The organism is Pseudomonas sp. MWU16-30317 (assembly GCF_020515695.1).
In the GTDB taxonomy this organism is placed as follows: Bacteria; Pseudomonadota; Gammaproteobacteria; order Pseudomonadales; family Pseudomonadaceae; genus Aquipseudomonas.
In genome coordinates this window covers 1-24,812 of sequence record NZ_JAIWJA010000013.1, presented here as the reverse complement: position 1 = coordinate 24,812, position 24,812 = coordinate 1, and the positions used below count along the sequence as shown (strand labels likewise).

At 61.1% G+C, this 24,812-nt stretch carries 23 protein-coding genes; 11 read left to right on the top strand and 12 right to left on the bottom strand.

Translation table 11 applies throughout. The features are described from left to right. Nucleotides 1-4: 4 nt before the first annotated feature. The 6 genes from LIX93_RS26790 to dksA form a co-directional block, all read right to left on the bottom strand. Nucleotides 5-1,390 carry a polynucleotide adenylyltransferase PcnB gene (locus LIX93_RS26790; RefSeq protein WP_226507072.1) on the bottom strand — a complete coding sequence of 462 codons (1,386 nt, stop codon included), beginning with the start codon at nt 1,388-1,390 and terminating at the stop codon, nt 5-7. A 738-nt stretch (nt 1,391-2,128) separates the two neighbouring features. Beyond that, on the bottom strand, nt 2,129-3,574 hold the full coding sequence (locus tag LIX93_RS26785; protein ID WP_226507071.1) for a sigma-54 dependent transcriptional regulator: 1,446 nt from the start codon (nt 3,572-3,574) through the stop codon (nt 2,129-2,131). Between the two features lie 22 nt (nt 3,575-3,596). Further along, nucleotides 3,597-6,551, bottom strand: a complete 2,955-nt coding sequence (locus LIX93_RS26780) for a sensor histidine kinase (protein ID WP_226507070.1) — start codon at nt 6,549-6,551, stop codon at nt 3,597-3,599. Next, a complete protein-coding gene (locus LIX93_RS26775) occupies nt 6,535-6,711 on the bottom strand; it encodes a hypothetical protein (RefSeq protein ID WP_226507069.1) in 177 nt (58 codons plus the stop codon). Before LIX93_RS26775 ends, LIX93_RS26780 begins: the two co-directional genes overlap by 17 nt. 204 nt (nt 6,712-6,915) lie before the next feature. Next, nucleotides 6,916-7,803 (bottom strand): tRNA glutamyl-Q(34) synthetase GluQRS, encoded by an 888-nt coding sequence (gene gluQRS, locus LIX93_RS26770; protein WP_226507068.1) that lies wholly within the window; start codon nt 7,801-7,803, stop codon nt 6,916-6,918. Between the two features lie 90 nt (nt 7,804-7,893). Then, nucleotides 7,894-8,334 carry an RNA polymerase-binding protein DksA gene (dksA, locus tag LIX93_RS26765; RefSeq protein WP_226507067.1) on the bottom strand — a complete coding sequence of 147 codons (441 nt, stop codon included), beginning with the start codon at nt 8,332-8,334 and terminating at the stop codon, nt 7,894-7,896. 197 nt (nt 8,335-8,531) lie between these two features. Between dksA and LIX93_RS26760 the strand changes: the two genes are divergently transcribed. Both LIX93_RS26760 and sfsA read left to right on the top strand, forming a co-directional pair. After that, nucleotides 8,532-9,704 carry a pyridoxal phosphate-dependent aminotransferase gene (locus LIX93_RS26760; RefSeq protein WP_226507066.1) on the top strand — a complete coding sequence of 391 codons (1,173 nt, stop codon included), beginning with the start codon at nt 8,532-8,534 and terminating at the stop codon, nt 9,702-9,704. Next, on the top strand, nt 9,704-10,417 hold the full coding sequence (gene sfsA / locus LIX93_RS26755; RefSeq protein ID WP_226507065.1) for a DNA/RNA nuclease SfsA: 714 nt from the start codon (nt 9,704-9,706) through the stop codon (nt 10,415-10,417). The genes LIX93_RS26760 and sfsA overlap by 1 nt, the downstream gene beginning before the upstream one ends. Here sfsA and LIX93_RS26750 read toward each other — a convergent pair. The 5 genes from LIX93_RS26750 to LIX93_RS26730 all read right to left on the bottom strand — a co-directional run bounded on the left by LIX93_RS26750 (nt 10,378) and on the right by LIX93_RS26730 (nt 14,270). Next, nucleotides 10,378-10,737: a Rieske (2Fe-2S) protein gene (locus LIX93_RS26750; RefSeq protein ID WP_226507064.1), complete on the bottom strand. Its 360-nt coding sequence runs from the start codon at nt 10,735-10,737 to the stop codon at nt 10,378-10,380. The two genes, sfsA and LIX93_RS26750, sit on opposite strands and share 40 nt — an antisense overlap. Before the next feature lie 229 nt (nt 10,738-10,966). Further along, complete coding sequence (locus LIX93_RS26745) at nt 10,967-11,770, bottom strand: cyclic nucleotide-binding domain-containing protein (RefSeq protein ID WP_226507063.1); 804 nt, start codon at nt 11,768-11,770, stop codon at nt 10,967-10,969. A 58-nt stretch (nt 11,771-11,828) separates the two neighbouring features. Beyond that, complete coding sequence (locus LIX93_RS26740) at nt 11,829-12,101, bottom strand: TfoX/Sxy family protein (RefSeq protein ID WP_226507062.1); 273 nt, start codon at nt 12,099-12,101, stop codon at nt 11,829-11,831. A 161-nt stretch (nt 12,102-12,262) separates the two neighbouring features. Then, nucleotides 12,263-12,607, bottom strand: coding sequence for a pentapeptide repeat-containing protein (locus LIX93_RS26735; RefSeq protein ID WP_226507061.1), 345 nt, complete (start codon nt 12,605-12,607; stop codon nt 12,263-12,265). A 100-nt stretch (nt 12,608-12,707) separates the two neighbouring features. Next, a complete protein-coding gene (locus tag LIX93_RS26730) occupies nt 12,708-14,270 on the bottom strand; it encodes a bifunctional aminoglycoside phosphotransferase/ATP-binding protein (RefSeq protein WP_226507060.1) in 1,563 nt (520 codons plus the stop codon). A 118-nt stretch (nt 14,271-14,388) separates the two neighbouring features. Here LIX93_RS26730 and mrcB point away from each other — a divergent pair, with 118 nt between their 5' ends. The 3 genes from mrcB to LIX93_RS26715 are packed head-to-tail and all read left to right on the top strand — an operon-like array spanning nt 14,389 to nt 17,835. Continuing rightward, the gene (gene mrcB / locus LIX93_RS26725) at nt 14,389-16,713 is read left to right on the top strand and encodes a penicillin-binding protein 1B (RefSeq protein WP_226507059.1); all 2,325 of its coding nucleotides are present in this window, start codon (nt 14,389-14,391) and stop codon (nt 16,711-16,713) included. 16 nt (nt 16,714-16,729) lie between these two features. Then, complete coding sequence (locus LIX93_RS26720; RefSeq protein WP_226507058.1) at nt 16,730-17,506, top strand: tetratricopeptide repeat protein; 777 nt, start codon at nt 16,730-16,732, stop codon at nt 17,504-17,506. Next, the gene (locus LIX93_RS26715; RefSeq protein ID WP_226507057.1) at nt 17,506-17,835 is read left to right on the top strand and encodes a YqcC family protein; all 330 of its coding nucleotides are present in this window, start codon (nt 17,506-17,508) and stop codon (nt 17,833-17,835) included. Before LIX93_RS26720 ends, LIX93_RS26715 begins: the two co-directional genes overlap by 1 nt. A 15-nt stretch (nt 17,836-17,850) precedes the next feature. On the opposite strand, the gene LIX93_RS26710 is transcribed toward LIX93_RS26715, so the two are convergent. Beyond that, nucleotides 17,851-18,285, bottom strand: a complete 435-nt coding sequence (locus LIX93_RS26710; protein ID WP_226507056.1) for a DUF4124 domain-containing protein — start codon at nt 18,283-18,285, stop codon at nt 17,851-17,853. A 396-nt stretch (nt 18,286-18,681) separates the two neighbouring features. On the opposite strand from LIX93_RS26710, the gene LIX93_RS26705 reads away from it, so the two are divergent. The 6 genes from LIX93_RS26705 (at nt 18,682) to msrQ (ending at nt 24,662) form a co-directional block, all read left to right on the top strand. After that, entirely contained in the window at nt 18,682-20,406 is a 1,725-nt protein-coding gene (locus tag LIX93_RS26705) for an acetolactate synthase 3 large subunit (protein WP_226507055.1), read from the top strand. Between the two features lie 2 nt (nt 20,407-20,408). Beyond that, nucleotides 20,409-20,900, top strand: coding sequence for an acetolactate synthase small subunit (ilvN, locus tag LIX93_RS26700; RefSeq protein WP_226507054.1), 492 nt, complete (start codon nt 20,409-20,411; stop codon nt 20,898-20,900). A 45-nt stretch (nt 20,901-20,945) separates the two neighbouring features. Further along, nucleotides 20,946-21,962, top strand: coding sequence for a ketol-acid reductoisomerase (ilvC, locus tag LIX93_RS26695; protein ID WP_226507053.1), 1,017 nt, complete (start codon nt 20,946-20,948; stop codon nt 21,960-21,962). 148 nt (nt 21,963-22,110) lie between these two features. Next, entirely contained in the window at nt 22,111-22,965 is an 855-nt protein-coding gene (pssA, locus tag LIX93_RS26690) for a CDP-diacylglycerol--serine O-phosphatidyltransferase (RefSeq protein ID WP_226507052.1), read from the top strand. A 63-nt stretch (nt 22,966-23,028) separates the two neighbouring features. Next, complete coding sequence (gene msrP / locus LIX93_RS26685) at nt 23,029-24,042, top strand: protein-methionine-sulfoxide reductase catalytic subunit MsrP (RefSeq protein ID WP_226507051.1); 1,014 nt, start codon at nt 23,029-23,031, stop codon at nt 24,040-24,042. After that, on the top strand, nt 24,042-24,662 hold the full coding sequence (msrQ, locus tag LIX93_RS26680; protein ID WP_226507050.1) for a protein-methionine-sulfoxide reductase heme-binding subunit MsrQ: 621 nt from the start codon (nt 24,042-24,044) through the stop codon (nt 24,660-24,662). Before msrP ends, msrQ begins: the two co-directional genes overlap by 1 nt. Nucleotides 24,663-24,812 lie beyond the last annotated feature (150 nt).

Here is a 24,812-nt window from a genome sequence, read left to right as displayed (position 1 = left end):
GGGCTTACTCGCCGTCGGCGCCTTTGCGTTTGCTGCTACTGCGGCGGCGCTTGCGGGGCGCAGCGCCAGCGGTTTCGTCCTTGCCACCCAGATCGCGGATCATGTCGCGACGGCCACTGTCGTTGGCGTCCTGGTAATCGGTCCACCACTCGCCCAGGCCTTCGGTCTGCTCACCGGCGGATTCGCGCAGCAGCAAGAAGTCATAGCCGGCTCGGAAGCGCGGATTGTCGAGCAGCAGGTCGGCACGTTTGCCGCTGCGCCGTGGCAGGCGCTCCTGCATGTCCCAGATCTCGCGGATCGGCAGGGTGAAGCGTTTCGGGATGGCAATACGTTGGCATTGCTCGGCGATCAGCTCGTGAGCGCCTTCCTGCATCGCCGGGATCGGCGGCATGCCCTTGGCCTGCAGGCGTAGCACCCGATGTGGCAGCGCCGGCCACAGCAAGGCGGCGAACAGGAACGCCGGGGTCACCGGTTTGCCCTGCTTGACCCGCAGGTCGGTGTTGATCAAGGCATTGCTGATCAGCGTGTGGGTATAGGTGGGCTCATGCTCCAGGGCATCGCTGCTGGCCGGGAACAGTTGGTCGAACAATTGCAGGTCCACCAGCATCTCGAAGGTATCCGACGCATTGCCCGAGAGGAACAGCTTGAGCACCTCCTCGAACAGCCGCGCCGAAGGGATCTCGCGCAGCATCGGCGCCATGGGTTTGATCGGAGCGGCGGTGTGCTTTTCGATACCGAAATCGAGCTTGGCGGCAAAGCGCACCGCACGCAGCATGCGCACCGGGTCTTCCTGGTAGCGCTGCTGCGGATCGCCGATCAGGCGGATCAGGCGATTGCGGATGTCGTGCACGCCGTTGGCGTAGTCGAGAATCCGCTCGCTGACCGGGTCGTAATACAGCGCGTTGATGGTCAGGTCACGACGCTGGGCGTCTTCTTCCAGGGTGCCATAAACGTTGTCGCGCAGGATGCGACCGCTTTCGTTGCGCGAAGAAGTGTTGGTGTTCTCTTCTTCTTCACCCTCTTCAGGATGATTGGCGCGGAAGGTTGCGACTTCGATGATCTCGCGGCCGAAATGCACGTGGACCAGCTTGAAGCGGCGGCCGATCACTCGCGCGTTGCGAAACTCGGCACGGACCTGCTCCGGCGTGGCGCTGGTGGCGACGTCGAAATCCTTGGGGGTGATATTGAGCAGCAGGTCGCGCACGCAGCCGCCTACCAGATAGGCCTGGTATCCGGCGTTTTGCAGACGTTCGACGATGCCCACGGCATGCCGGCTGAACTGGCCACGCTGCAGCGAATGCTGGCCGCTATTGAGCACTTCAGGCGTGGTACGCAAATGTTGCACAACCCTCGCAGGAGGGCGGAAAGACTGGAACAGCTTCTTCAGCATGGGATGCACTGTTTGAAGGAATGGTCAGCCAGAAACAGGAATGGCTGCATGATGGCGGGGGATTCTAGCATTTAGTCGGCGAATGGTGTAGGACGCTGAAACAAGTGAGCGGAACAGGGGGGCGTGAGCGGGGGAGGGGTCGTGCCTGAAAGCCAGACAGCACAAGGGGAGCCGAAGCTCCCCAAGTAATAGTTGCATGCTCGTTTTTATTGTTATGACGGGCTTCTTGTTTTTGTTGAATGCCCTACCCTCAAGGCATCATCGCCTGAGGGCCATCTCCCTAACCGGGAGCCAAGAGCAAACGGATTGCTTTGGTCGCTGCGTTGCAATGATCTGATGATCCAACCAGTTCGGGCCCCTGCTTGAGTGCAGTTTTTTATTGTTCTCGGCCTGGCTGCGGGGCAAGCCCCAAATACAACTCCTCTCCAAAAGAATCAGTTAGCTGCGCCTCCGCCGTCTTGTTTTTATTATGCGTGAGTCGATTCGTCTTATTTTTATTATGGGGTTGTGCGTTGCTTGTTGTTGTTCTTGTACCAGAGATATAGCAGGTCCTGTGCCAACTTTTGCAAATGCCCGAAAATCAAGGGGTTGGCGGGATTACGTCGGTGGATGATCGGCCGCGCCAGACAAATTTCGTTACCGTAGGAATCGCATTTTGTTACGCATGCAAACCTGCGGTAACACCTTGTATTTATGTAGTTTTATTACGAACATTTCGCCGGTAACAGCTGAAACGAATCAGCTCTCGCTCGCCACGCTCGACTTGCGTCTTGGGATGCCCAGCCGCTGGCGACGTTCCCATAGGCACTTGCGGCTCACACCCAATTTGCGCGCCAGCTCGGTCTCAGTCATATGGTCCTGATGTTCCAGGACGAAGTGCTGGAAGTAATCTTCCAGAGACAGATCTTCGGTGGGGTCATGGCTGACATTGTTATTGCCGCCCTGTTGCGGAGGCAGGCCGATGAATTCGTCGTCTTCGAGGTCGCTCAACTCGATATCGATGCCCAGCAGGTCGGCGGAGATTTCTGCGTTGTCGCTGAGGATCACCGAGCGTTCGACCGCGTTTTCCAGCTCCCGCACGTTGCCAGGCCAGGAATACTGGCGGATCGCTTGCTCGGCATCGGCGCCGAAGCGCAGGTCCGTGCGGCCGATACGGGCGCTTTGGCGTTTGAGGAACACGTGGGCAATTTCGCTCACGTCCGGGCCACGCTCGCGCAGCGGCGGCAGCTTGAGCGCAATCACGTGCAGGCGATAGAACAAGTCTTCGCGGAACTGGCCGATCTTGGCCAGGCTCTTGAGGTCGCGGTGGGTCGCGGCGATCAGCCGTACGTCGACCTTCTGCGATTGTACCGAGCCGACCCGACGAATCTCGCCTTCCTGCAGCACGCGCAGCAAGCGCGCCTGGGCCTCAAGGGGCAATTCGCCGATCTCGTCGAGGAACAGCGTGCCGCCGTCCGCCGCTTCGACCAGCCCCGCACGCCCGGCGCTGGCACCCGTGAACGCCCCCTTTTCGTGGCCGAACAGCTCGGATTCGATGAGGGTTTCCGGGATGGCCGCGCAGTTGACCGAAATCATCGGTGCCTTGGCCCGGCGCGACAGGTTGTGCAAGGCGCGCGCGACCAGTTCCTTGCCGGTACCGGATTCACCTTGAATCAATACGTTGGAGTCGGTAGGCGCGACCTTGCGGATCTTGCTGTACAGGTCCTGCATGGGCGGGCAGGAGCCGATGATGCCGATCTCGCCGTTGGCATTTTCGCCTCCAGCGACACCGCGCTCGGCGACGGGCGCAGCTTTGCCGTTGCCGCGTTCGGCGGGCGCTGGTGCTGGCTGCGTCTGGCGATCACGCAGGATGCGCGCGGCGGCCTGGAGCATTTCGTCGTGGTCGAAGGGCTTGGCGATGTAATCCACCGCACCCATTTTCATCGAGTCCACAGCCGAGCGCAGGCTGGCGTAGCTGGTCATGATCAGCACGGGGGTGCCCTGGCCAAGCTTGATCAGCTCGGTTCCCGGAGCGCCAGGCAGGCGTAGATCGCTGACGATCAAGTCGAACGAGGGAATGGAGAAGCGTTCCTGTGCCTCTTGCACGGAACCGGCTTCGCTGACCTGATACTGATTCCGTTCAAGCAGGCGGCGTAGGGCAGAACGAATGATCGTTTCGTCTTCGACAATCAGAATATGCGGCATTGAGTCGGTTCTCTCGACGGTCTCAGTTCACAGCGGACGTCGCAACGACATGACGGGGCAGGGTGACGCGGATTCGGGTGCCGCGCTGGTTTTTTTCATCTGCCGGGCTGTCTATGGTGATCTGTCCATAATGCTCTTCAACGATGGAATAGACCAGAGCGAGCCCCAGTCCTGTTCCTTCACCCGGATCCTTGGTGGTGAAGAACGGTTCGAACAGCCGGTCCATGATGTTCTTGGGAATGCCGGTGCCTTCGTCTTCGACGATCAGATCCACCGTGTGCTCGCTGACCTCGCTCTTGACCCGCACCGCGCTGCCTGGGGGCGATGCGTCGCGGGCGTTGGACAGCAGGTTGATGAGCACCTGGGCCAGGCGCTGCGGATCGCCGTCGACCCAATGATCCGGGTCGCACAGATTGTAGAACTGTACCTCGAAGTTTCGCCGGTTCAACGCCAGCAGGCCGATGGCGTCCTGGGCCACGTCGGCGAGGCTCACGGGCTCGTCGCTGCGTTGGTGGCTGCCGGCATGGGCAAAGCTCATCAGCGACTGCACGATGCGTGACACGCGTTTGGTCTGCTCGATGATCTGGCTGCTCAGCTCGGTGATCTCGCCGTCTTCTTCGCGCTCTTCGCGCAGGTTCTGTGCAAGGCAGGCGATACCCGTGATTGGGTTGCCGATCTCGTGGGCGACGCCGGCGGCCAGGCGACCGATGCTGGCCAGACGCTCGGAGTGCACCAGCTTGTCTTCGAGCATCTGCGTGTCGGTCAGGTCCTCGACCAGCAGTACCAGGCCGCTGTTGCCGGGGGCCAGGGGCTCGTCGATGGCCGCTTTGTGCAGGTTGAGCCAGCGGGTCTGGCCATCGAGGCCCAGACGCTGCTTGTGCAAATGCTCGTCGGGAATATGGATGAAACCCATCAGCAGCGCGCGCCAAGGCTCGCTGATGGTCGCCAGGCGCGAACCCACCACGCGCTGCGCCGGTATCCCGGTGAGCTCTTCCATGGCCTTGTTCCACATCAGGATCTCTTGATCCTTGGCCAGCGAACAGACGCCCATCGGTAGTTCTTGCAGGGTTTGCCGGTGATAGCGGCGCAGGGCATCGAGTTCGGCGGCAAGGCCGGTGAGCCGCGAGTGGTAATCCTCAAGGCGGCTTTCGATGAAGTGGATGTCTTCGGTCACGTAGTTTTCGCTGCCGGATTTATACGGCAGGAAGGTCTCGACCATGTCCTGGGCGACGCTGGGGCCCATGAGCCCGGACAGATTGGCCTCGATACGGTCGCGCAGGCGGCGCAGGGCATAGGGGCGGCGCTCGTCGAACGGCAGGTAGAGATCGCGCAGGGCTTGCTCGACCTCTTTCTGCGCCGCCTTGGCACCTAGCGGCTTGGCCAGTTGCGTGGCGAATTCCTGGGGGGAGGCGGCGTGCAGTTCGCGACGTTGCGGGCGGCGCACGTTGTCCACCGCACAGGCCTCGGCGGCGCTGGCCTCTTCGGTGCTGATGCTCGTGAACAGCGATACCAGGGTGAACAGCAACACGTTGGCGGCCAGGGAGGCGATGGCCGCCATGTGCCAGCTGGTATCGTCGAGCACATAGATCATGTTCAACAGCGGGATGTAGAACCCCTGCAGGTCGCCGATCAGTGGTAGCAGCATGGTCGCCGCCCACACCAGCATGCCCGCCAGCAGACCGGCGATGAAGCCGCGGCGGTTGGCGGTCGGCCAGTACAGTACCGACAGCACGCCAGGCAGGAATTGCAAAGTGGCGACAAAGGCGACGATGCCCAGATGCGCCAGATCCTGCCGCGCGCCCAGCAGCAGGTAAAAGCAGTAACCGGCCATGATGATGGCGACGATCAGCGCGCGGCGGGTCCACTTCAGCCAACGGTAGATATTGCCCTCCGCCGGGGGCTGATACAGCGGCAGTACCAAGTGGTTGAGCGCCATGCCCGACAGCGCCAAGGTGGTGACGATGATCAACCCGCTGGATGCCGACAGCCCGCCGACATAGGCCAGCAGTGTCAGGGCTGTGCTGTTGGCGGCGATGCCTATCCCCAGGGTGAAATATTCCGGGCTGGTCGTGGCGCCCAGGCGCAGGCCGGCCCAGAGGATCAACGGCACGGCGAGGCTCATCAGCAGTAATAGCAGGGGCAGGCCCCAGCTGGCACTGACCAGGGCGCGCGGATTGAGGTTTTCGGTAAAGGCCATGTGGTACATGTGCGGCATGACGATGGCCGAGGCGAAGAACACCAGCAGCAAGGTTCGCCAAGGGCCTTCCTGCAACGGCGCGTGCAAGGAGGCCAGGGCACTCTGATTTTGCATCAGCCACTGCTCGAGGTCGTGTGGGCCGTCGAACACGCCATACAGCGCGTAGATACCGATGCCGCCCAAGGCGATCAGCTTGATCACCGATTCGAAGGCGATGGCGAATACCAGGCCTTCGTGTTTTTCACGGGTGGCAATATGCCGAGAGCCGAAGAAAATCGTGAACAGGGTGATCAGCGCGCAGAAACTCAACGCCACGCGGGCCTTGATCGGCTCGTGGGTGAGGATGCCGATGGTGTCCGCTACCGCCTGTATCTGCAGGGCGAGCAGCGGCAGTACGCCGATCAGCATGAACAAGGTGGTCATGGCGCCAGCCCAGGTGCTGCGAAAACGGAAGGCGAACAGGTCGGCCAGCGATGACAGCTGATAGGTGCGGGTGATCTTGAGGATCGGGTACAGCAACACCGGGGCCAGCAGGAACGCCCCCGACACCCCCATGTAACAGGCCAGAAAGCCGTAACCGTACTGATACGCCAGGCCGACAGTGCCATAGAAGGCCCAGGCACTGGCATAGACGCCCAGCGACAGCGTGTAGGTGAGCGGGTGACGGGTGATCGAGCGCGGGATCATGCCGCGCTCGCTGATCCAGGCCACGCAGAACAGCACCAGCAGGTAGGCGGCGCTGATCAGGATCATCTGGGTCAGGCTAAAGCTCATCGGCATCTCGTTGGCTCTGCAGGATAAAGGTCACCACGATCAGAATCAGCCACAACAGGTAAGGCCTGTACCAGGCGCCCGAGGGCTCGATCCACCAATCCATGATGGCGGGCGAAAACAGGTAGATGCCGACTACCAGCAGCAGGACCAAACGGTAGATATACATGCTGGCCTCGTGGGATGGATCAGCGGGGAGGGAGAAGTGCCAGTATCAGTGTAATGGGTGCGGCAAAAAGAAGCGGGATGGTACGCGAAACCCAGGCCTCGTGCCCAACCTGGCACCTATATGTAGCGAGGGGCTTGGCCCGGAAACAGGTTCCGCCATTGGGTGCTCTACAGGGTCGTGGATTTTCGTGGGCAGGCTCCCTCGCTACCGGAGTTCGGTTTCGGGGAGGGTGGCGGTCCTGGGAATTGTTGTGGCATCCCAGTGTGCCGTGGCCCATGCGAGTATCTCCCTCGGGGCTGCGCCGACCAGTTCCTGCGGCGGTTGCTGGCCCAGTGCACGCAAGGCCCGCAGCAGCAACGGTCCGGCATCATCGCCTTGCAGCGGCGGTGAGCGGTAGCTTTTGCCCAGCTTGTGGCCGTCCGGCTGAATGATCAGCGGTACGTGCAGGTAGCGCGGTTGCGGCACGCCCAGCAACTCCTGCAGATACAGATGGCGCGGCGTCGAGTCGAGCAGGTCGGCGCCGCGCACGATATCGGTGATGCCCTGCCAGGCATCGTCCAGCACTACCGCCAGTTGATAGGCATACAAGCCATCGCGGCGCTGAATCACGAAATCGCCGGATTCACGCCCCAGGTGCTGCTGGAAATCGCCCTGCACGCGGTCTTCGAAGCGGTAATTCAATTGCGGAACGCGCAGGCGAATGGCGGCATCTTCCGGCCCATGGCCGGCATTGCCACACAGGCCCGGATAGATACCGCCGTAACCTTGCAGCTGTTTGCGTGAGCAAGTGCACGCGTACGCCAGCCCTTGGCTGAACCAGCGCTGCACCACCTCGCGGTAGGCTTCGTGACGCTGGCTTTGGTACACCACCTCGCCGTCCCATTCCAGGCCGTACTGTTCGAGCGTTTGCAGGATAGCGGCCTGGGCGCCGGGTACTTCGCGCGGCGGATCGAGGTCTTCCATGCGCAGCAGCCAGCGACCATTCACGGCGCGGGCGTCCAGATACGAAGCGAGGGCGGCGACCAGCGAACCGAAGTGCAGGTAACCACTGGGCGTCGGCGCGAAACGGCCGGTATAGGAGGGCTTGGTCATGGCGGGAATATTACAGCAAGCCGGTTGCGGCCGGGTGGACCCCGGCGGCAGGGCGGTGGTGGAGCGTGAGCACGCTCCACCTCGCACAGGTCATTTGCCGACCTGTTTTTCCTTGATTTCAGCCAAGGTCTTGCAGTCGACGCACATGTCGGCAGTCGGGCGGGCTTCCAGGCGGCGTACGCCGATCTCGATGCCGCACGACTCGCACCAGCCGTATTCTTCGTCTTCGATCAACTGCAGGGTCTTGTCGATCTTCTTGATCAACTTGCGTTCGCGGTCGCGCGCGCGCAGTTCGAGGCTGAACTCTTCTTCCTGACTGGCGCGATCGGCCGGGTCGGGGAAGTTGGCTGCTTCGTCTTTCATGTGGTCTACAGTACGGTCGACTTCCTGCATCAAGTCCTGTTTCCATTTCTGGAGGATCTTGGTGAAGTGAAGGCGCATCTTATCGCTCATGTACTCCTCGCCCTTCGTCTCTACGTAGGGTTCAAAGCCACTGATAGTGCTGTTCTGCTGCTTTTCATTGGTGGACATGAATAAACCGCCTCTCGCTCTTCAACCGTTGCGCAGGATAATGATCCATCTCCGACACCTGCCGGCCCTGCGACTGCAAGCCGGCGAACTTACCAGATCAAATCGGGGCGCGCTACTCCCGGTTGTCGAGCCTGACAAAGCCTTTGTTCGAGCGCTTAGGTAGAATCCCCTGTTTACACCTATTCGGGGAACGCCACATGTCCCAAGCCTACAGTGCGCGCAGCCGCGCGATCGAACCTTTCCATGTCATGGCGCTGCTGGCGCGGGCCAATGAATTGCAGGCTGCCGGCCACGATGTGATCCACCTCGAAATCGGCGAGCCGGACTTCACCACCGCCGAGCCGATCGTCAAAGCCGGGCAGGCCGCACTGGCCGCAGGCGCAACCCGCTATACCGCCGCGCGCGGATTGCCAGCGCTGCGCGAGGCCATCGCGGGTTTCTATGCGCAGCGCTACGGCGTGCAGATCGATCCTGGGCGCATTCTGGTGACGCCCGGTGGCTCCGGGGCCTTGCTGCTGGCCAGCAGTTTGCTGGTCGACCCCGGCAAGCACTGGCTGCTGGCCGATCCGGGCTACCCGTGCAACCGGCACTTCCTGCGCCTGGTCGAAGCCAGTGCGCAATTGGTGCCGGTCGGGCCAGCCGAACGCTACCAACTGACAGCCGAGCAGGTTGCCGCGCATTGGAATGCCGACACAGTGGGCGCACTGGTGGCATCGCCTGCCAACCCCACCGGCACTCTGCTGAGTCGCGACGAGCTCGCGGGCCTGAGCGCGGCGATCAAGGCGCGCCGCGGACATCTGGTGGTCGACGAGATTTATCATGGTCTCACCTATGGCTGTGATGCCAGCAGCGTGCTGGAGGTCGATAACGACGCCTTCGTGCTCAACAGTTTTTCCAAATACTTCGGCATGACCGGCTGGCGCCTGGGCTGGCTGGTGGCGCCCGAGGCCGCTGTGCCGCATCTCGAGCGGCTGGCGCAGAACCTCTACATCAGCGCCCCGAGCATGGCCCAGCATGCCGCGCTGGCCTGCTTCGAGCCGGATACCCTGGCGATCTTCGAAGCGCGGCGTGCCGAATTCGCCAAACGGCGCGACTATCTGCTGCCGGCGCTGCGCGAGCTGGGCTTCTCGATTGCGGTAGAGCCCGAAGGGGCGTTCTATCTGTATGCCGATATCAGCGCCTTTGGCGGTGATGCGTTCAGCTTCTGCCGACACTTCCTCGAGACCGAGCATGTGGCCATTACCCCGGGGCTGGACTTCGGGCGTCATCTGGCCGGCCATCACGTGCGCTTCGCCTATACCCAGAGTCTGCCGCGCCTGCAGCAGGCGGTAGAGCGAATCGCCCATGGACTGCGGAGCTGGCAAGGCTGATGGAATTCTCTCCTGCGTTGCAACAAGGGTGGCTGATCCGCCGTTACAAGCGTTTCCTCGCCGACATCGAGCTGGCCAGTGGCGAGGTGATCACCATTCACTGCCCCAATACCGGTTCGATGCTCAACTGCATGCTGGAAGGCGGCGGGGTGTGGTTCAGTCGCTCCGACGACCCCAAGCGCAAGCTGCCAGGCACTTGGGAAATTGCCGAAACGCCTCAAGGCCGCCTGGCCTGCGTCAATACCGGGCGCGCCAATACCCTGGTGGAGGAGGCGTTGCGTGGCGGGCGAATCGAGGAGCTGGCGGGCTTCACCGAGCTGCGTCGCGAGGTGCCCTATGGCGAGGAGCGCAGCCGCATCGATTTTCGTCTGCAATTCGCTCAAGGCCCGGCCTATGTCGAGGTCAAGAGCGTGACCCTGGGGTTCGATGGCACTGCGACTGCGGCGTTTCCGGATGCGGTCACCCAGCGTGGTGCCAAGCATCTGCGTGAGTTGGCCAGCCTGCGCCGCCAAGGGATTCGCGCAGTGCAGCTGTATTGCGTCAATCTGAGCGGGGTCGAGGCGGTCAGGCCGGCCGAGGAGATCGATCCGCGCTACGCCGAAGCCCTGCGCGCCGCGGTGTTCGAGGGGGTGGAAGTGCTGGCCTATGGCGTGCACATCGACACCGGCCAGATCTACATCGATCGGCGCCTGCCGGTGCTGCTCGGCGGCTGAGGCGAATGCAGCAGCCAGATACCCTGTGCGTCCTCACGGCAGGGCAGGGCTTGCAGTGATTCTCCGGCGCAGGGCCCCGCCACGCACTCGCCGCTTTCAATCAAGAACAGTGCGCCGTGGCGTGCACACTGGATCAGGCTGGCGCTGCTGTCGAGGAACTGGTCCGGTTGCCATTCCAGGCGAATGCCGCGATGCGGGCATTGATTGCGGTAGGCGTACACCTGCCCGTCGCGGCGGGCGGCCAGCAGGGCGACGCCGTTGACTTCGAAGCCGCGGCTTTGGGCTTCGGGGAGGTCGCTCCCGTGGCAGAGCAGATGCATGGTTGTGCTTCCCGATGGCGAAGAGGCTGTCCGGTCCGGCGACAATTCCAAGTGGCGCGCATTATGACAGGCAAAAAAAGACCCCGCAAAAATGCGGGGTCAAAAACCGTGATTAGCCTGATGAGGAGATATCTGAAAGTCCGAACCAAGGGCCTTCCAGTTATCGGCTGATCTCGCGACCAGTTGTGATAATCATAACGATTCTCATTTCTAAGTCAACGGTTCTTTTTCATTTCTTTTCGAGGGTGCTGGAATTCGAGGCCGTCAGTTGCTTGTTCAGGGAGTCGATACGCCGCGCCATGCTCTCGATCAGGCTGTGGGCAATGCGCGGATTGCTCTGGGCCAGGTTGAGGAACTGGTCCTTGGGGATCATCATCAGGGTGCAGGGCTCGCTGGCGATGACCGTGGCGCTGCGCTTCTCGCCGGTGAACACTGCCATGGCGCCGAAAATCTCGTCCTTGAGCACATCGCCGACCTTCTGGCCGTCGACGAACGCCTCGGCTTTGCCGTCGATGATGATGAATACGTGATCCGCCTCGTCACCCTGCTGGAGCAGCGTGTCGCCGGCGGCCACATGCTTGAAGCCGTTGGCGCTGCGAAACTCGGGTTGTTTGAGACGGGTGATAGCGTCGCACAGCAGGGTGGACTGGCCGGTCAGGTACTCGATCAGCAGCGCCTGGCCATCGCTGCTGGCCTGCAGGTGCGCGAAGACTTCGCTGCGCCGGTACGGCGTCAAAGTCAGCGGGCCATCGCTGGCATAGCCGCACTGCAGTGTTTGGGCGTCCTGGCGCAAGCCGATGAGGTCGCCTTCCTGCAGGTAGAACAGCTTGCGCTCGTTAAACTGCACGTGCAGCAGGCCATCGTCGATCAGGTAGAGGTTGGCGGTGTCGAGGAACGGGCCCAGGTCGGCGACCTGCTCGAACGTCAAAGACGTGCCCGCAGGTGCCAGACCCTTCAATAGCTCGGGTGGAATGGTCTGAAGACGATTGACCCATGCGTCGGCATAGGCCGGTTGCTCCCCAAGTAGATACATGTTCACGAATCTCTATGACTGCGGGTGCCAGAGAACGAACGACGAATGCGTGCGAATCTCAGTTCTTCTGGCGTGACGATATAGCTTCCAGCTGTTTATTCAAGGCCTCTTTGCGTTCGCTGGGGATGTCATTCCAGTGCAGGTCCATGAGCGCCCCTTCGATGGCATAGAGCAGCACCTTGGAGGCGCGAAAACCGCGCACTTTGACCGCGCGATAAGCGTCCACCGCACCACGGCGACGCAGATCCGTTGCATTGTGAATGCCGACGGCGTGCAGCCATTGCGCCGAGGTCTTGCCAAGATTGCGTAAATGTTGGAGCTCGTCGTTCATCCAGCCTCCTTGCAGTGCCTGAACCCTTGTCAGGGTTCGCTGACTCGGTCAATTCTGAAGGGGAGTGTAGCGCCAGTTGCGACATTCGCAGGTTCCGGCACACGACGATGAGCCGCAGGGCTCACCTTTCAAATGGCCGTCAACGCAAGTCAGGTGCCTATTCAGCGGGTGCGATAGCGCAGGCGAGTACCAAAATTGACCGACATGAGGATCTCGTCGGCACTCAACTCTGCTGGAAAGTACGCCCCGGATATTTGCGCGTGGGACAGGCTGGCGCCTTCAAGGCCGGCGTTGCGCAGGTCGAGGCCGCGCAGGTCGGCGGCGCGAAAGTAAGCGTCGGTAAAATCGATGCCTTCGGCGTCCAGCTCGCGCAGATCGAGGCCGCGGAAGTCACCGCCAGTGAAGTCGATGTGATCGTGCTTGAGTTTTTCCTGGTTGAAGCCCTGGATATTCTCGTGGTGCACCAGGGCATACAGGGGTGAGTCGAGCTGCTTGGGCTTGGACATGACTGCGCTCCTTCACTACGGCGGTGTTGGTATTATGGCGCCAGTATACTGCCATCATGCGGCGCCGTGAAACATTCTGTATCACGACGCTCATGAGGGGTCAGAGGCCGGGCAAACGGTCGCGAATCTGCCGCACCAACTTGTCGAGACTGTCGCTCTCATTGGTTTCGACCCGTTTACTGAGCAGAGTTTCCTCGGCGCTCAGCGGTTCGCGATTGGCCAACTGCGCCTGGATCACTTCAAGGGTGGCGTCGGAGGGGTCGTTGTTCTCGCTTTGACGCTGTTGCAGCCAGCTGGCGATGACTGCCTCTGGCGCATTGCAGTCGAGGATCAGGTAGGGAACACCGCGGGTTTCGGCGATGTTGGCGGCCGCCTGACGCTGTGCGTGCTTGAGATAGGTGGCATCGATGGTCACCGGGAAACCCGCGGCCAGGATGCTATCGGCCAACTGATGCAGGCGCGCGTAGGTGGCCGCGCTGGCCTCGGCATTGTAAATACCGCTCTGCAGGACCTTGTCGGCTTCTGGCTGTTGTTCACCGAACAGGCGCTTGCGTTCGACATCCGAGCGCAGGCGCACGGCGCCCAGGGCTTCGACCGTGCGCATGGCGACGTGGCTCTTGCCGACGGCCGAGACGCCGCTGGTGATGGCCAGGAAGCGCGACGGAATGGCGCTGTAGCTTTCGGCCAGGTCGGCATAGCGACGGTATTGGCGCAAGCCATTGGCGCGAGCCAGGCCTTCGGCGCCCTGGGGCATGCTGAACAGGGCGATCTTGGCGCGGACCATGGCGCGGTAGGCCTTGTAGAAATTCAGCACGTGCAGGCCTTCGTAGTCGCCGGTCAGCTCCAGGTACTGGCTGACGAAGCGCCGCGCCAGGCTTTTGAGGCCGCGATCCTCGAGGTCCATGGCCAGGAAACCGGTATCGCCCCAGACATCGGTGAAGCGAAACGGCTCGTTGAATTCGATGCAGTCGAAGATCACCACTTTACCGTCGATGACGGTGGCATTGCCCAGGTGGATGTCACCGTGGCATTCGCGAATGAAACCTTGCGCCTTGCGCTCGGCCAGCAGCGGCTTGAGCCGATCGAAGCTGGTGCGCGCCCAGTCCTGCAGGGCATCGAGTTGCTGCAGGTCGGCCTTGTCGGTGAGGAAGGGGCGGATCTGGTCGAAGTTCTGCTGCACCGGTTCCATCACGGCTTCTGGAGTCCCTTGATGGTGTTCCTGCGGCACGTGCGGGGCATTCAGGTGAAAATGCGCGATTTGCGTGGCCAGCGCATCGATATGCTCTTGATGCAGTTCGCCATTGGCTTGCAGGGTGCTGAGCAAGCCATCCTGAGGGAATTGGCGCATTTTCAGGGCGTATTCGATCACCGGGCCGTCGCCATTGAGTTGGGGCGCTTCGGCGCTGCCGGTAATCGGCAGGACTTCCAGGTACAGGCCTTCGGTCAGGCGCTCGTTGAGACGCAACTCTTCACCGCAGAAATGCTTGCGCTTGGCCAGGTCAGTGAAGTCCAGGAAGCCGAAATTCATCGGCTTCTTGATCTTGTAGGCATACTCGCCGGTCAGCAGCACCCAGGAAATATGGGTCTCGATCAGCTGGATATCCTTGACCGCATGAGGGTAAAGGGCAGGATTTTGCAGGGCGGTGATAAGCGCTTGGGTCACGGATGATCCTTCTCGGGGCAAGTGATTCTTGGGGTCCATTATGGCGGCTTGCGGCGATGCTGCAAACCGCTGGCAGGCGCCTGTTGATGCGCCTGCAAAGTGCGTATAATCCGCCGCCATGACTCGTACCCGATCCCCTCGCTCCCGCTCCAAAAAACCCTCTGGTGGCCTGCGTCCCTGGCTTGGCTGGGCTATCAAGCTCGGGCTCGTCGGCCTCGTGGTGCTGGCAGGCTTTGCCGTCTACCTCGATGCGATCGTCCAGGAGAAGTTCTCCGGCAAGCGCTGGACCATCCCGGCCAAGGTCTACGCCCGGCCGCTGGAGCTGTTCGTGGGGCAGAAGCTCACCGAAAAAGACTTCCTCACCGAGCTCGATGCATTGGGCTATCGGCGCCAGCCGACGGTCACTGGGCCGGGCGAGGCCGCGGTCAATGGCACGACCGTGGCGCTGAACACCCGCGGATTTCAGTTCTATGAAGGCCTGGAGCAGGCGCGCCCGGTACGTGTGCGCTTCAGTGGCGATTATGTCGCCGAACTCAGCGGCAATGGCGGCGACAAACTCCCGGTGGTGCGCCTCGAGCCCCTACTGATCGGTGGCCTGTACCCGAAAAACCTCGAAGACCGCATCCTCATCAAGCTCGATCAGGCGCCGCCTTATCTGCTCGATACCCTGACCACGGTCGAGGATCGCGACTTCTATCACCACTTCGGTATCTCGCCGAAGGGCATCGTGCGGGCGATGTGGATCAACACCTCATCCGGGTCGATGCGCCAGGGTGGCAGTACCCTGACCCAGCAGTTGGTCAAGAACTTCTTCCTGACCAACGAACGCAGCCTGACCCGCAAGCTCGAAGAAGCGATGATGTCTGTGTTGCTGGAGGTTCACTACAGCAAGCGCGAGATCCTCGAGGCCTATCTCAACGAGGTATTCGTCGGCCAGGATGGGCAGCGGGCAGTGCATGGCTTCGGCCTGGCCAGCCAGTTCTTCTTCAGCCAACCGCTGTCGGAGCTCAAGTTGCATCAAGTGGCGTTGCTGGTGGGCATGGTCAAGGGACCGTCCTATTACAACCCGCGGCGCTATCCTGATCGCGCCCTGGAGCGGCGCAACCTGGTGCTCGACCTGTTGCAACAGCAAGGCGTCGCCACCCCTGAAGCCGTCGCTGCCGCCAAGGCCATGCCACTGGGCGTGACCAACCGCGGCAGCCTGGCGGACAGCTCGTTCCCGGCATTCCTCGACCTGGTCAAACGCCAGCTGCGTGAAGACTACCGCGACGAAGACTTGACCGAAGAAGGCTTGCGCATTTTCACCAGTTTCGACCCGATCCTGCAGATGAAGGCTGAAGCCTCGGTGACCGATACCTTCAAGCGCCTGGGTGCACGTAAAGGCTCGGACGCTATGGAAACCAGCATGGTGGTCACCAACCCGGAAAGCGGTGAAGTGCAGGCCCTGGTGGGCAGTCGTGTGCCCGGTTTCGCCGGCTTCAACCGCGCGCTGGACGCCGTGCGCCCGATCGGCTCGTTGGTCAAGCCGTCGATCTACCTGACCGCACTGGAGAAACCCAGCCAGTACACCCTGACCACCTGGATCAAGGACGAGCCGTTCCAGGTCAAGGGCGCCGACGGGCAGATCTGGAAGCCGCAGAACTACGAGAAAACCGCCAACGGCACGATTTTTCTGTATCAGGGCCTGGCGCATTCTCTCAACCTGTCGAGTGCCCGCCTGGGCCTCGATCTGGGTGTGCCGAACGTGTTCAAGACCATCAGCAAGCTGGGCGTCGATGTCGATTGGCCGGCCTATCCGTCGATGCTGCTGGGCGCGGGCGGTATGTCGCCGATGCAGGTCGCGACCATGTACCAGACCATCGCCAACGGCGGCTTCAATACGCCGATGCGCGGCATTCGCAGTGTGCTTACTGCCGAAGGGCAACCGCTCAAGCGTTACCCGTTCAAGATCGAGCAGCGTTTCGATGCCGGCTCCATCTACCTGATCCAGACGGCGATGCAGCGGGTCATGCGTGAAGGTACCGGGCGTTCGGTGTACAACGTGCTGCCCAAGAACCTCACGCTGGCGGGCAAGACCGGTACCAGTAACGATTCCCGTGATGCCTGGTTCGCCGGTTTCAGTCAGGATCTGCTCGCGGTGGTCTGGATGGGCCGCGACGACAACGGCAAGACACCGTTCACCGGTGCCACCGGGCCGTTGCAGGTGTGGACCAGTTTCATGAGCAAGGCCGATCCGTTGCCGCTGGACACGCCGGTACCCGATAACGTGGTACAGGCCTGGATCAACGCGCAGACCGGCCAGGGCTCGGCCGAAGGCTGCCCTGGCGCCGTACAGATGCCGTATATTCGCGGCAGTGAACCCGCTCCAGGCACCGCCTGTGGCGCCAGCCCTGACAATCCCGCCGGTTCGGTGATGGATTGGGTCAAGGGCTGGCTGAATTAAGTGACGAGGAGCTAACGTGAACAAGTGGTGGTTTCCTGCTGTAACGGCGCTGGCCTTGCTCAATGGTTGCGCCAGCGTGCAGCGTGGCTCGATCCCGGTGGTGGACTCCGGGTCTGCCGTGTCGAACAACGAGCGCGTCTCGGCCAATCGCCAGACCACCTACCGGGCATCGGTCGCACAGACGCAGCCCCAGGCCGCGCCGCAGGATTCCGGAGTGGTGGTGATGGTGCCGGGGGCCAGCGGCTCTGGCAGCTTCGCCGCGCCGACCAGCGCGCCGATCACCCCTGGGGCCTATAACGCGCCGATCACCCCCGGGCCGTCGAGTGCGCCTATCACGCCTGGCGCCTACGTGGCACCGAGCGCGGCGCCGAGCACCAACTATGCGAGCGCGCCCTCTACCAGCTACTCGATGCCCACGGCGCCTACCGGCATCCCGAAAAGCACCGGCGGGCTGTCTGCCGACGAGCAGCTCGACGGCCCGGTGCTGTCGTTGCTGACCACTGCCCAGCAACAGCAAGGCAGCGGCGACCTCAACGGCGCCTCGTCGAGCCTTGAGCGTGCCCAGCGGATTGCCCCGCGCGAGCCGCAAGTGCTGTATCGCCTGGCCCAGGTGCGCCTGGCACAAGGCGAGCCAGCGCAGGCCGAAGAATTCGCCCGCCGCGCGCTGACTTATTCCAATGGTCGCCCCGATCTGCAGAGCGGTCTGTGGAGCGTGATCGCTCAGGCCAAGGATCGTCAGGGTGACAGCGCCGGCGCTGCATTGGCTCGCCAGAAAGCAAGCGGAGGGGCGTGATGGATGCTCGCTTGCCGGCCTTGGCCGAACACCTGCTGCTCATCGAGCGTGAGCTACGTCTGCAAGGCTGGTGGGCGCAGGAGCCTCCCAGTGCCGAAGCGCTGGCCAGTCAGGAGCCGTTCTGTGTCGACAGCATGGAGTTCGAACAATGGCTGCAATGGATTTTCCTGCCGCGCATGAAGCAGATCATCGAGCAGGAGCTGCCGTTGCCCAATGCCTCGGGGATCCTGGCGATGTCGGAAATGGTCTATGCCAGCCGCGCAGAGCAAAGCCGGGGCTTGAATGTATTGTTGGCGGAGTTTGACGAGCTGATTACCCAGGCGCGCTGAGCAGGGGGTAGGGCGTTACTGGCAGGTGTCGGCGATGCTCGCCTTGGTTTCGGTGATCTTGGCCTGTCGTTCCTCCTCCGTGAGGCGGCGCAGTTCACCGTCCACGTCCTGGCGCACCCGTGGATTGTTGGTGAGCTGCGCCAGATTGGTCCGAGCCTGGTCACAGAATTCATCGGTGCGTTGCTGGGCGTCGGTCACTTCCTGCTTGACCTTGGCGTCGGCGGCTTTCTGTTTGTCGTCGGTGCCGGTCGGCGCGCTGCCTTTGGGAGCGGTGGCTGGGGCGGGCGCGGGCGGTGTCCTGGTTTCGATCGGCGTGGAGTTCTGCCCCGCCGGTGGCTGCGCATCGAAGTGCGTCACGCCCTGGGCATCGACCCACTTGTAGATCTGCCCCGCGAATGCCGATGTGCTCAGCAACAACAACAGGCTGACCTTGATGATCATCGCGCGCATGGTGACTCCTCGAAAAAACGATATTGATGAAAATTACCACAGCTTCGGGCTTTTTTACTGAATTCTTGTGGCCGTCCATACGATTGCCAGCAAGAAATCTCACAGATTACTTGACTTGGGCTGGATGAATCCGAACAATCCCAAGTCCGCTGTGACGGGACTGCCAGAAGCAGGCCCGCCCGGCAGATCATGAGGCGCACACCCGCGCCGACCCGTAACACCCGCAACGCGTTACCTCGCGCTGGGTGGGAAAGCCCCGCAACATCTGGGGCACCCAATACTTGCTCAGTCAGTGCTGACGTAGTCGGCGACCACCGTCGCTCATGCTCTGCTAGGCAGTAAACCTATCAAGACCCGCTCTGCCTGAGCGGTATTCTGGCGTTTAGAGGTGACAACGTGGAGCTTTTATCTGGCGGTGAGATGATCGTCCGCTTTTTGCGTGACGAAGGGGTCAAGCACATCTACGGGTACCCTGGTGGTGCTCTCCTGCACGTATACGATGCCTTGTTCAAAGAGTCGGAAGTGGCCCACATCCTGGTTCGTCACGAACAGGCAGCCACCCATATGGCTGACGGCTATGCCCGTGCGACCGGCAAGGCCGGCGTGGTGCTGGTGACTTCCGGCCCAGGCGCGACCAACGCAATTACCGGTATTGCCACGGCCTACATGGACTCCATTCCGATGGTGATCCTGTCTGGCCAGGTGGCCAGCACCCTCGTGGGCACCGATGCCTTCCAGGAAACCGACATGATCGGTATTTCCCGGCCGATCGTGAAACACAGCTTCATGATCAAGCACGCGTCGGAAATCCCTGAAGTCCTGAAAAAAGCCTTCTACCTGGCGCAATCCGGCCGTCCGGGCCCGGTGGTGGTCGATATTCCGAAAGACATGACCAATCCGGTCGACAAGTACGAATATATCTTCCCGAAAAAGGCCAAGCTGCGCTCCTACACGCCTGCGGTCCGTGGCCACTCGGGCCAGATCCGCAAGGCTGCGGAAATGCTCGTTGCCGCCAAGCGCCCGGTGATCTATGCCGGCGGTGGCGTAATCCTGGGCAACGGTTCCGAGTCACTGACCGAACTGGCCCAATGGCTCAACGCCCCGGTGACCAATACCCTGATGGGCCTGGGTGCCTATCCGGGCATGGATCGCCAGTTCGTCGGTATGCTCGGCATGCACGGCAGCTACACGGCCAACCTGGCCATGCACCACGCCGATGTGATCCTGGCCGTGGGCGCGCGCTTCGATGACCGCGTCATCAATGGCGCCGCCAAGTTCTGCCCGAACGCCAAGATCATCCATATCGATATCGACCCGGCGTCCATCTCCAAGACCATCAAGGCCGACGTGCCGATCGTTGGCCCGGTGGACAGCGTCCTCAGCGAAATGGTCGCGACCTTGAAGGAAATCGGCGAGAAGCCGAACAAGGAAGCGGTCGCCGCCTGGTGGAAGCAGGTCGAAGAGTGGCGCCCGGACGGCACCCTGTTCCCTTACAACAAGGGCGACGGCAGCAAGATCAAGCCTCAGCAGGTAATCGAGACCCTGTGCGAAGTGACCAAGGGCGACGCTTACGTCAGTTCCGACGTCGGCCAGCACCAGATGTTCGCGGCGCAGTACTACCGGTTCAACAAGCCTAACCGCTGGATCAACTCCGGCGGCCTGGGCACCATGGGCTTCGGTTTCCCGGCGGCCATGGGCGTCAAGCTGAACTTCCCGGATGCCGACGTCGCCTGTGTGACCGGCGAAGGCAGCATCCAGATGAACATCCAGGAGTTGTCGACCTGCCTGCAGTACGACCTGCCGGTCAAGATCATCCTGCTCAACAACGGCGTGCTGGGCATGGTCCGTCAGTGGCAGGACATGAGCTATGGCGCTCGTCACTCCCACTCCTATATGGAATCGCTGCCTGACTTCGTCAAGCTGGTCGAGGCGTACGGGCATGTCGGCATGCGCATCACCGACTTGAAAGACCTCAAGCCGAAGATGGAAGAAGCCTTCGCCATGAAGGATCGCCTGGTGTTCATCGACATTCAGGTAGACGTCGCCGAGCACGTCTATCCGATGCAGATCAAGGACGGCTCCATGCGCGACATGTGGCTCAGCAAGACGGAGCGGACTTAATCATGCGTCATATCATTTCGCTTTTGCTGGAGAACGAACCGGGCGCGCTGTCGCGTGTGATCGGGCTGTTTTCCCAACGCAACTACAACATCGAAAGCCTGACGGTAGCACCGACCGAAGACCCGACCTTGTCGCGCCTGACGTTGACTACCGTGGGGCATGATGAAGTGATCGAACAGATCACGAAAAACCTCAACAAATTGATCGAGGTGGTCAAACTGGTCGACCTGTCGGAAAGCGCCCATATCGAGCGCGAGCTGATGCTGGTCAAGGTGAAGGCTACTGGCGCCCAACGCGCCGAGATCAAACGCACCACCGATATCTATCGGGGGCAGATCGTTGACGTCAGCGCTAGCGTTTACACCGTTCAGCTGACAGGTACCAGCGACAAGCTGGACAGCTTCATTCAGGCTATCGGCACAGCGGCGATCCTCGAGACCGTGCGCAGTGGCGTCACCGGCATTGCCCGTGGCGACAAAGTACTCAGCATCTAAACCAATTCAGTGAATGGCCTGCGGGCCAGATAACAGGGGACCACCATGAAAGTTTTCTACGACAAAGACTGCGACCTTTCCATCATCCAGGGCAAGAAAGTCGCCATCATCGGTTACGGTTCGCAAGGTCACGCTCAAGCGTGCAACCTCAAAGACTCCGGTGTCGACGTTACCGTCGGTCTGCGTAAAGGTTCGGCCACCGTTGCCAAGGCAGAAGCCCACGGTCTGAAAGTCACCGACGTGGCGACCGCCGTTGCCGCAGCCGACCTGGTCATGATCCTGACTCCGGACGAGTTCCAGTCCCAGCTGTACAAGAACGAAATCGAGCCGAACATCAAGAAGGGCGCTACCCTGGCCTTCTCCCATGGCTTCGCTATCCACTACAACCAGGTCGTGCCTCGCGCTGACCTGGACGTGATCATGATCGCGCCAAAGGCGCCAGGTCACACCGTGCGTACCGAGTTCGTCAAAGGCGGCGGTATCCCTGACCTGATCGCTATCTACCAGGATGCTTCGGGCAACGCCAAGAACGTCGCACTGTCCTACGCTTCGGGCGTGGGCGGCGGCCGTACCGGCATCATCGAAACCACCTTCAAGGACGAGACCGAAACCGACCTGTTCGGCGAACAGGCCGTTCTGTGCGGCGGTACCGTCGAACTGGTCAAGGCCGGTTTCGAAACGCTGGTCGAAGCGGGCTACGCACCAGAAATGGCCTACTTCGAGTGCCTGCACGAACTGAAGCTGATCGTTGACCTCATGTACGAAGGCGGTATCGCCAACATGAACTACTCGATCTCCAACAACGCCGAGTACGGCGAGTACGTGACCGGCCCTGAAGTCATCAACGCCGAATCCCGTCAGGCCATGCGTAACGCTCTGAAGCGCATCCAGGACGGCGAATACGCCAAGATGTTCATCGCTGAAGGCGCTGCCAACTATCCGTCGATGACTGCCAAGCGTCGTAACAACGCCGCTCACGGTATCGAAATCATCGGCGAGCAGCTGCGCTCGATGATGCCTTGGATCGGTGCCAACAAGATCGTCGACAAAGCCAAGAACTGATACACCTTTGTCATGATGAAAACGCGGCCTCGGCCGCGTTTTTTCGTTATGGTGCTCAGCTTCTGGTATAAAGCGGCATCGTTTGCAAGCGAACCCTCGTGGCAGACGTCTGTCGAAACTTTTCACACCGTTGCAAGGTATTCTGTCCATGAGCGAACGTCCCGAAGAGCCGAACAAGGCCTCCGACGCCGAAAGTCTTCTACCGATCGACGAGCATGTCGAGGAGGGTCATGATGCCGAGGGACGCAAAGTCCGGCACCGTGGCATCTACCTGCTGCCCAATCTGTTCACTACCGCGAATCTGTTCGCCGGGTTCTACTCGATCATCAACTCCATCAGTGCACAGAGTGCAGTGAGCGCGGGCAATCCCGTGGAGGCCGCCAAGTACTTCTCCTTTGCGGCGATCGCCATTTTCGTTGCCATGCTGTTGGATGGCCTGGATGGCCGCGTCGCGCGCATGACCAACACCCAGAGTGCGTTTGGCGCCGAGTATGATTCGCTGGCCGACATGGTCGCTTTCGGCCTTGCGCCGGCGATTCTGGCCTTCGGCTGGGCGCTGGCGGACATGGGCAAGGTCGGCTGGATGGTCGCCTTCATCTATGTCGCCGGCGCTGCGTTGCGTCTGGCACGTTTCAACACGCAGGTGGGCAAGGCCGACAAGCGTTTCTTCATCGGCCTGGCGAGTCCGGCGGCGGCGGGTGTGGTCGCCGGCACGGTATGGGCGTTCAGCGACTTCGATATTCCGGGTGCGAAGATGTCGTTCCTGGTAGCGCTGCTGGTGGCGGCGGCAGGGATGCTGATGGTCAGCAACATCAAGTACAACAGCTTCAAGGAGCTGGACCTCAAGGGGCGCGTGCCCTTCGTGGCCATCCTGGCCGTGGTGCTGGTGTTCGCCGTAGTCTTCAGCGATCCGCCGCGGGTACTGTTGTTGATCTTCCTGGCATACGCGGCTTCTGGCCCGGTTCAATTTCTGTTACGTAAAAGCCGTCACAAAAAGGCCTGATGTAGTCCGATACCGCTCATAATCCGTAGTCTGTTGGTGATCCCAAAAGACTACGGAGTTTCTATGCTCATCAAGCTCGCCAAGGCCAGCGACTGTCACGAGTCGCAGGTCACTCCCGAATCCTTCTATCTCTCGCGCCGCACCTTGTTGGGCAGCTCCGTCGCCGGCTTGGCGATGGCTGGCCTGCCGCGTTGGGCGAGCGCCGCCGATCCCTCTCTTTATCCCGATGCAGATGCGAGCAAGGCGCCCGCCTGGCTGGCCGAACAGATAGGGCGCACGCAATGGCAGGCGGTGACGGTGGCGGGGGAGGCCATCACGCCTTTCAAAGATGCCACCCACTACAACAACTTCTATGAGTTCGGCACCGACAAGGGTGATCCGGCGAACAATGCCGGCTCCTTGAAAACCGAGCCCTGGTCGGTGGTCATCGACGGCGAGGTGGGCAAGCCCGGGCGCTATGCGCTGGAGGACTTCGTCAAGCCTTATCAACTGCAGGAGCGGATCTACCGGCTGCGCTGTGTAGAGGCCTGGTCGATGGTCATTCCCTGGATCGGTTTTCCTATCGCCGATCTGCTCAAGCAGGTCGAGCCCACCAGCAAGGCCAAATACATACGCTTCGAAACCCTGAAGGACCCGCAGAGCATGCCGGGTCAGCGCTCCAGTTTCGCGCTGATCGACTGGCCCTATGTAGAAGGCTTGCGCCTGGATGAGGCGATGAATCCGCTGGCGATTCTGGCGGTCGGCATGTACGGACGCGAACTGGCCAACCAGAATGGCGCGCCGTTACGTCTGGTGGTGCCGTGGAAGTACGGCTTCAAGAGCGTGAAGTCGATCGTGCGTATCAGCCTGGTGGCCGAGCAGCCGGCCACCACCTGGCAGGGCCTGGCCCCTACCGAATATGGCTTCTATGCCAACGTCAACCCCACGGTGGACCACCCGCGGTGGACTCAGGCGCGGGAGCGTCGCCTGCCTAGCGGTCTGTTCAGTCCTAATGTGCGCACGACTCAGATGTTCAATGGATATGAAGAGCAGGTGGCGTCGTTATACGCCGGTATGGATCTGAGGAAGAATTACTGATGCGATATCTGTGGTGGCGCGTGAGCGTATTTATCGTCATTGCGGTGTGGCCGCCCTATTGGATATATCAGGCTCAGCTGTTGGCGCTGGGGCCTGATCCGGGCAAGGTGTTGCTCAACCGATTCGGCCTGGGCGTGTTGGTGCTGTTGTTGGTGACGCTGTCCTTGACGCCTTTGCAGCGAATGACGGCGTGGCCGGGGTGGTTTCTGGTACGCAGGCAATTGGGATTGTGGAGCCTGGCCTATGCCTTGCTGCACCTGACGATGTATCTGGTGTTTGTTCTGGGCCTGGATTGGGGGCAGCTAGGTGTCGAGCTCGTCGACCGCCCTTACATTATCGTCGGCGCGATCGCGTTGCTGGGATTGTTGACCCTGTCACTGACGTCCAATCGTTTCAGTCAGCGGCGGCTTGGGGCGAAGTGGAAGCAGCTGCATCGTCTGGTGTATGTGATCCTCGGTCTGGGACTGTTGCACTTTCTGTGGGTTGTGCGTTCGGACCTCAAGGAATGGGCGATCTACGCTGCCATAGGGGCATTGCTGCTAGCGTTGCGCATACCTGCAGTGACCCGGCGGATACCCCGTTTTGTGGGTCACAAGCGTAATTCTGCAACAAAGGTGTAAATCAGGGGTTGACGCCCCTCTGGATCTGTCTATAATTCGCCCCACTTCCGGCGCAGTCGGAACTTGAAACTCCTTGTTAATCAACGAGTTATAGGTTCAAGATGGCGAGGTAAGGTTTCGATCGGTTCTTAAATGAACGATTCGAAAGCG

Bases quoted from the DNA above. Each gene is read 5' to 3' on its own strand.
- LIX93_RS26740 (WP_226507062.1), bottom strand. From the start codon at position 12,101: ATGAACGACGAGCTCCAACATTTACGCAATCTTGGCAAGACCTCGGCG.
- ilvC (WP_226507053.1), top strand. From the start codon at position 20,946: ATGAAAGTTTTCTACGACAAAGACTGCGACCTTTCCATCATCCAGGGC.
- gluQRS (WP_226507068.1), bottom strand. From the start codon at position 7,803: ATGACCAAGCCCTCCTATACCGGCCGTTTCGCGCCGACGCCCAGTGGT.
- LIX93_RS26735 (WP_226507061.1), bottom strand. From the start codon at position 12,607: ATGTCCAAGCCCAAGCAGCTCGACTCACCCCTGTATGCCCTGGTGCAC.
- dksA (WP_226507067.1), bottom strand. From the start codon at position 8,334: ATGTCCACCAATGAAAAGCAGCAGAACAGCACTATCAGTGGCTTTGAA.
- LIX93_RS26775 (WP_226507069.1), bottom strand. From the start codon at position 6,711: ATGTATATCTACCGTTTGGTCCTGCTGCTGGTAGTCGGCATCTACCTG.
- LIX93_RS26780 (WP_226507070.1), bottom strand. From the start codon at position 6,551: ATGCCGATGAGCTTTAGCCTGACCCAGATGATCCTGATCAGCGCCGCC.
- LIX93_RS26760 (WP_226507066.1), top strand. From the start codon at position 8,532: ATGTCCCAAGCCTACAGTGCGCGCAGCCGCGCGATCGAACCTTTCCAT.
- LIX93_RS26785 (WP_226507071.1), bottom strand. From the start codon at position 3,574: ATGCCGCATATTCTGATTGTCGAAGACGAAACGATCATTCGTTCTGCC.
- msrP (WP_226507051.1), top strand. From the start codon at position 23,029: ATGCTCATCAAGCTCGCCAAGGCCAGCGACTGTCACGAGTCGCAGGTC.
- LIX93_RS26745 (WP_226507063.1), bottom strand. From the start codon at position 11,770: ATGTATCTACTTGGGGAGCAACCGGCCTATGCCGACGCATGGGTCAAT.
- msrQ (WP_226507050.1), top strand. From the start codon at position 24,042: ATGCGATATCTGTGGTGGCGCGTGAGCGTATTTATCGTCATTGCGGTG.
- ilvN (WP_226507054.1), top strand. From the start codon at position 20,409: ATGCGTCATATCATTTCGCTTTTGCTGGAGAACGAACCGGGCGCGCTG.
- LIX93_RS26790 (WP_226507072.1), bottom strand. From the start codon at position 1,390: ATGCTGAAGAAGCTGTTCCAGTCTTTCCGCCCTCCTGCGAGGGTTGTG.
- mrcB (WP_226507059.1), top strand. From the start codon at position 14,389: ATGACTCGTACCCGATCCCCTCGCTCCCGCTCCAAAAAACCCTCTGGT.
- sfsA (WP_226507065.1), top strand. From the start codon at position 9,704: ATGGAATTCTCTCCTGCGTTGCAACAAGGGTGGCTGATCCGCCGTTAC.
- LIX93_RS26750 (WP_226507064.1), bottom strand. From the start codon at position 10,737: ATGCATCTGCTCTGCCACGGGAGCGACCTCCCCGAAGCCCAAAGCCGC.
- pssA (WP_226507052.1), top strand. From the start codon at position 22,111: ATGAGCGAACGTCCCGAAGAGCCGAACAAGGCCTCCGACGCCGAAAGT.
- LIX93_RS26710 (WP_226507056.1), bottom strand. From the start codon at position 18,285: ATGCGCGCGATGATCATCAAGGTCAGCCTGTTGTTGTTGCTGAGCACA.
- LIX93_RS26715 (WP_226507057.1), top strand. From the start codon at position 17,506: ATGGATGCTCGCTTGCCGGCCTTGGCCGAACACCTGCTGCTCATCGAG.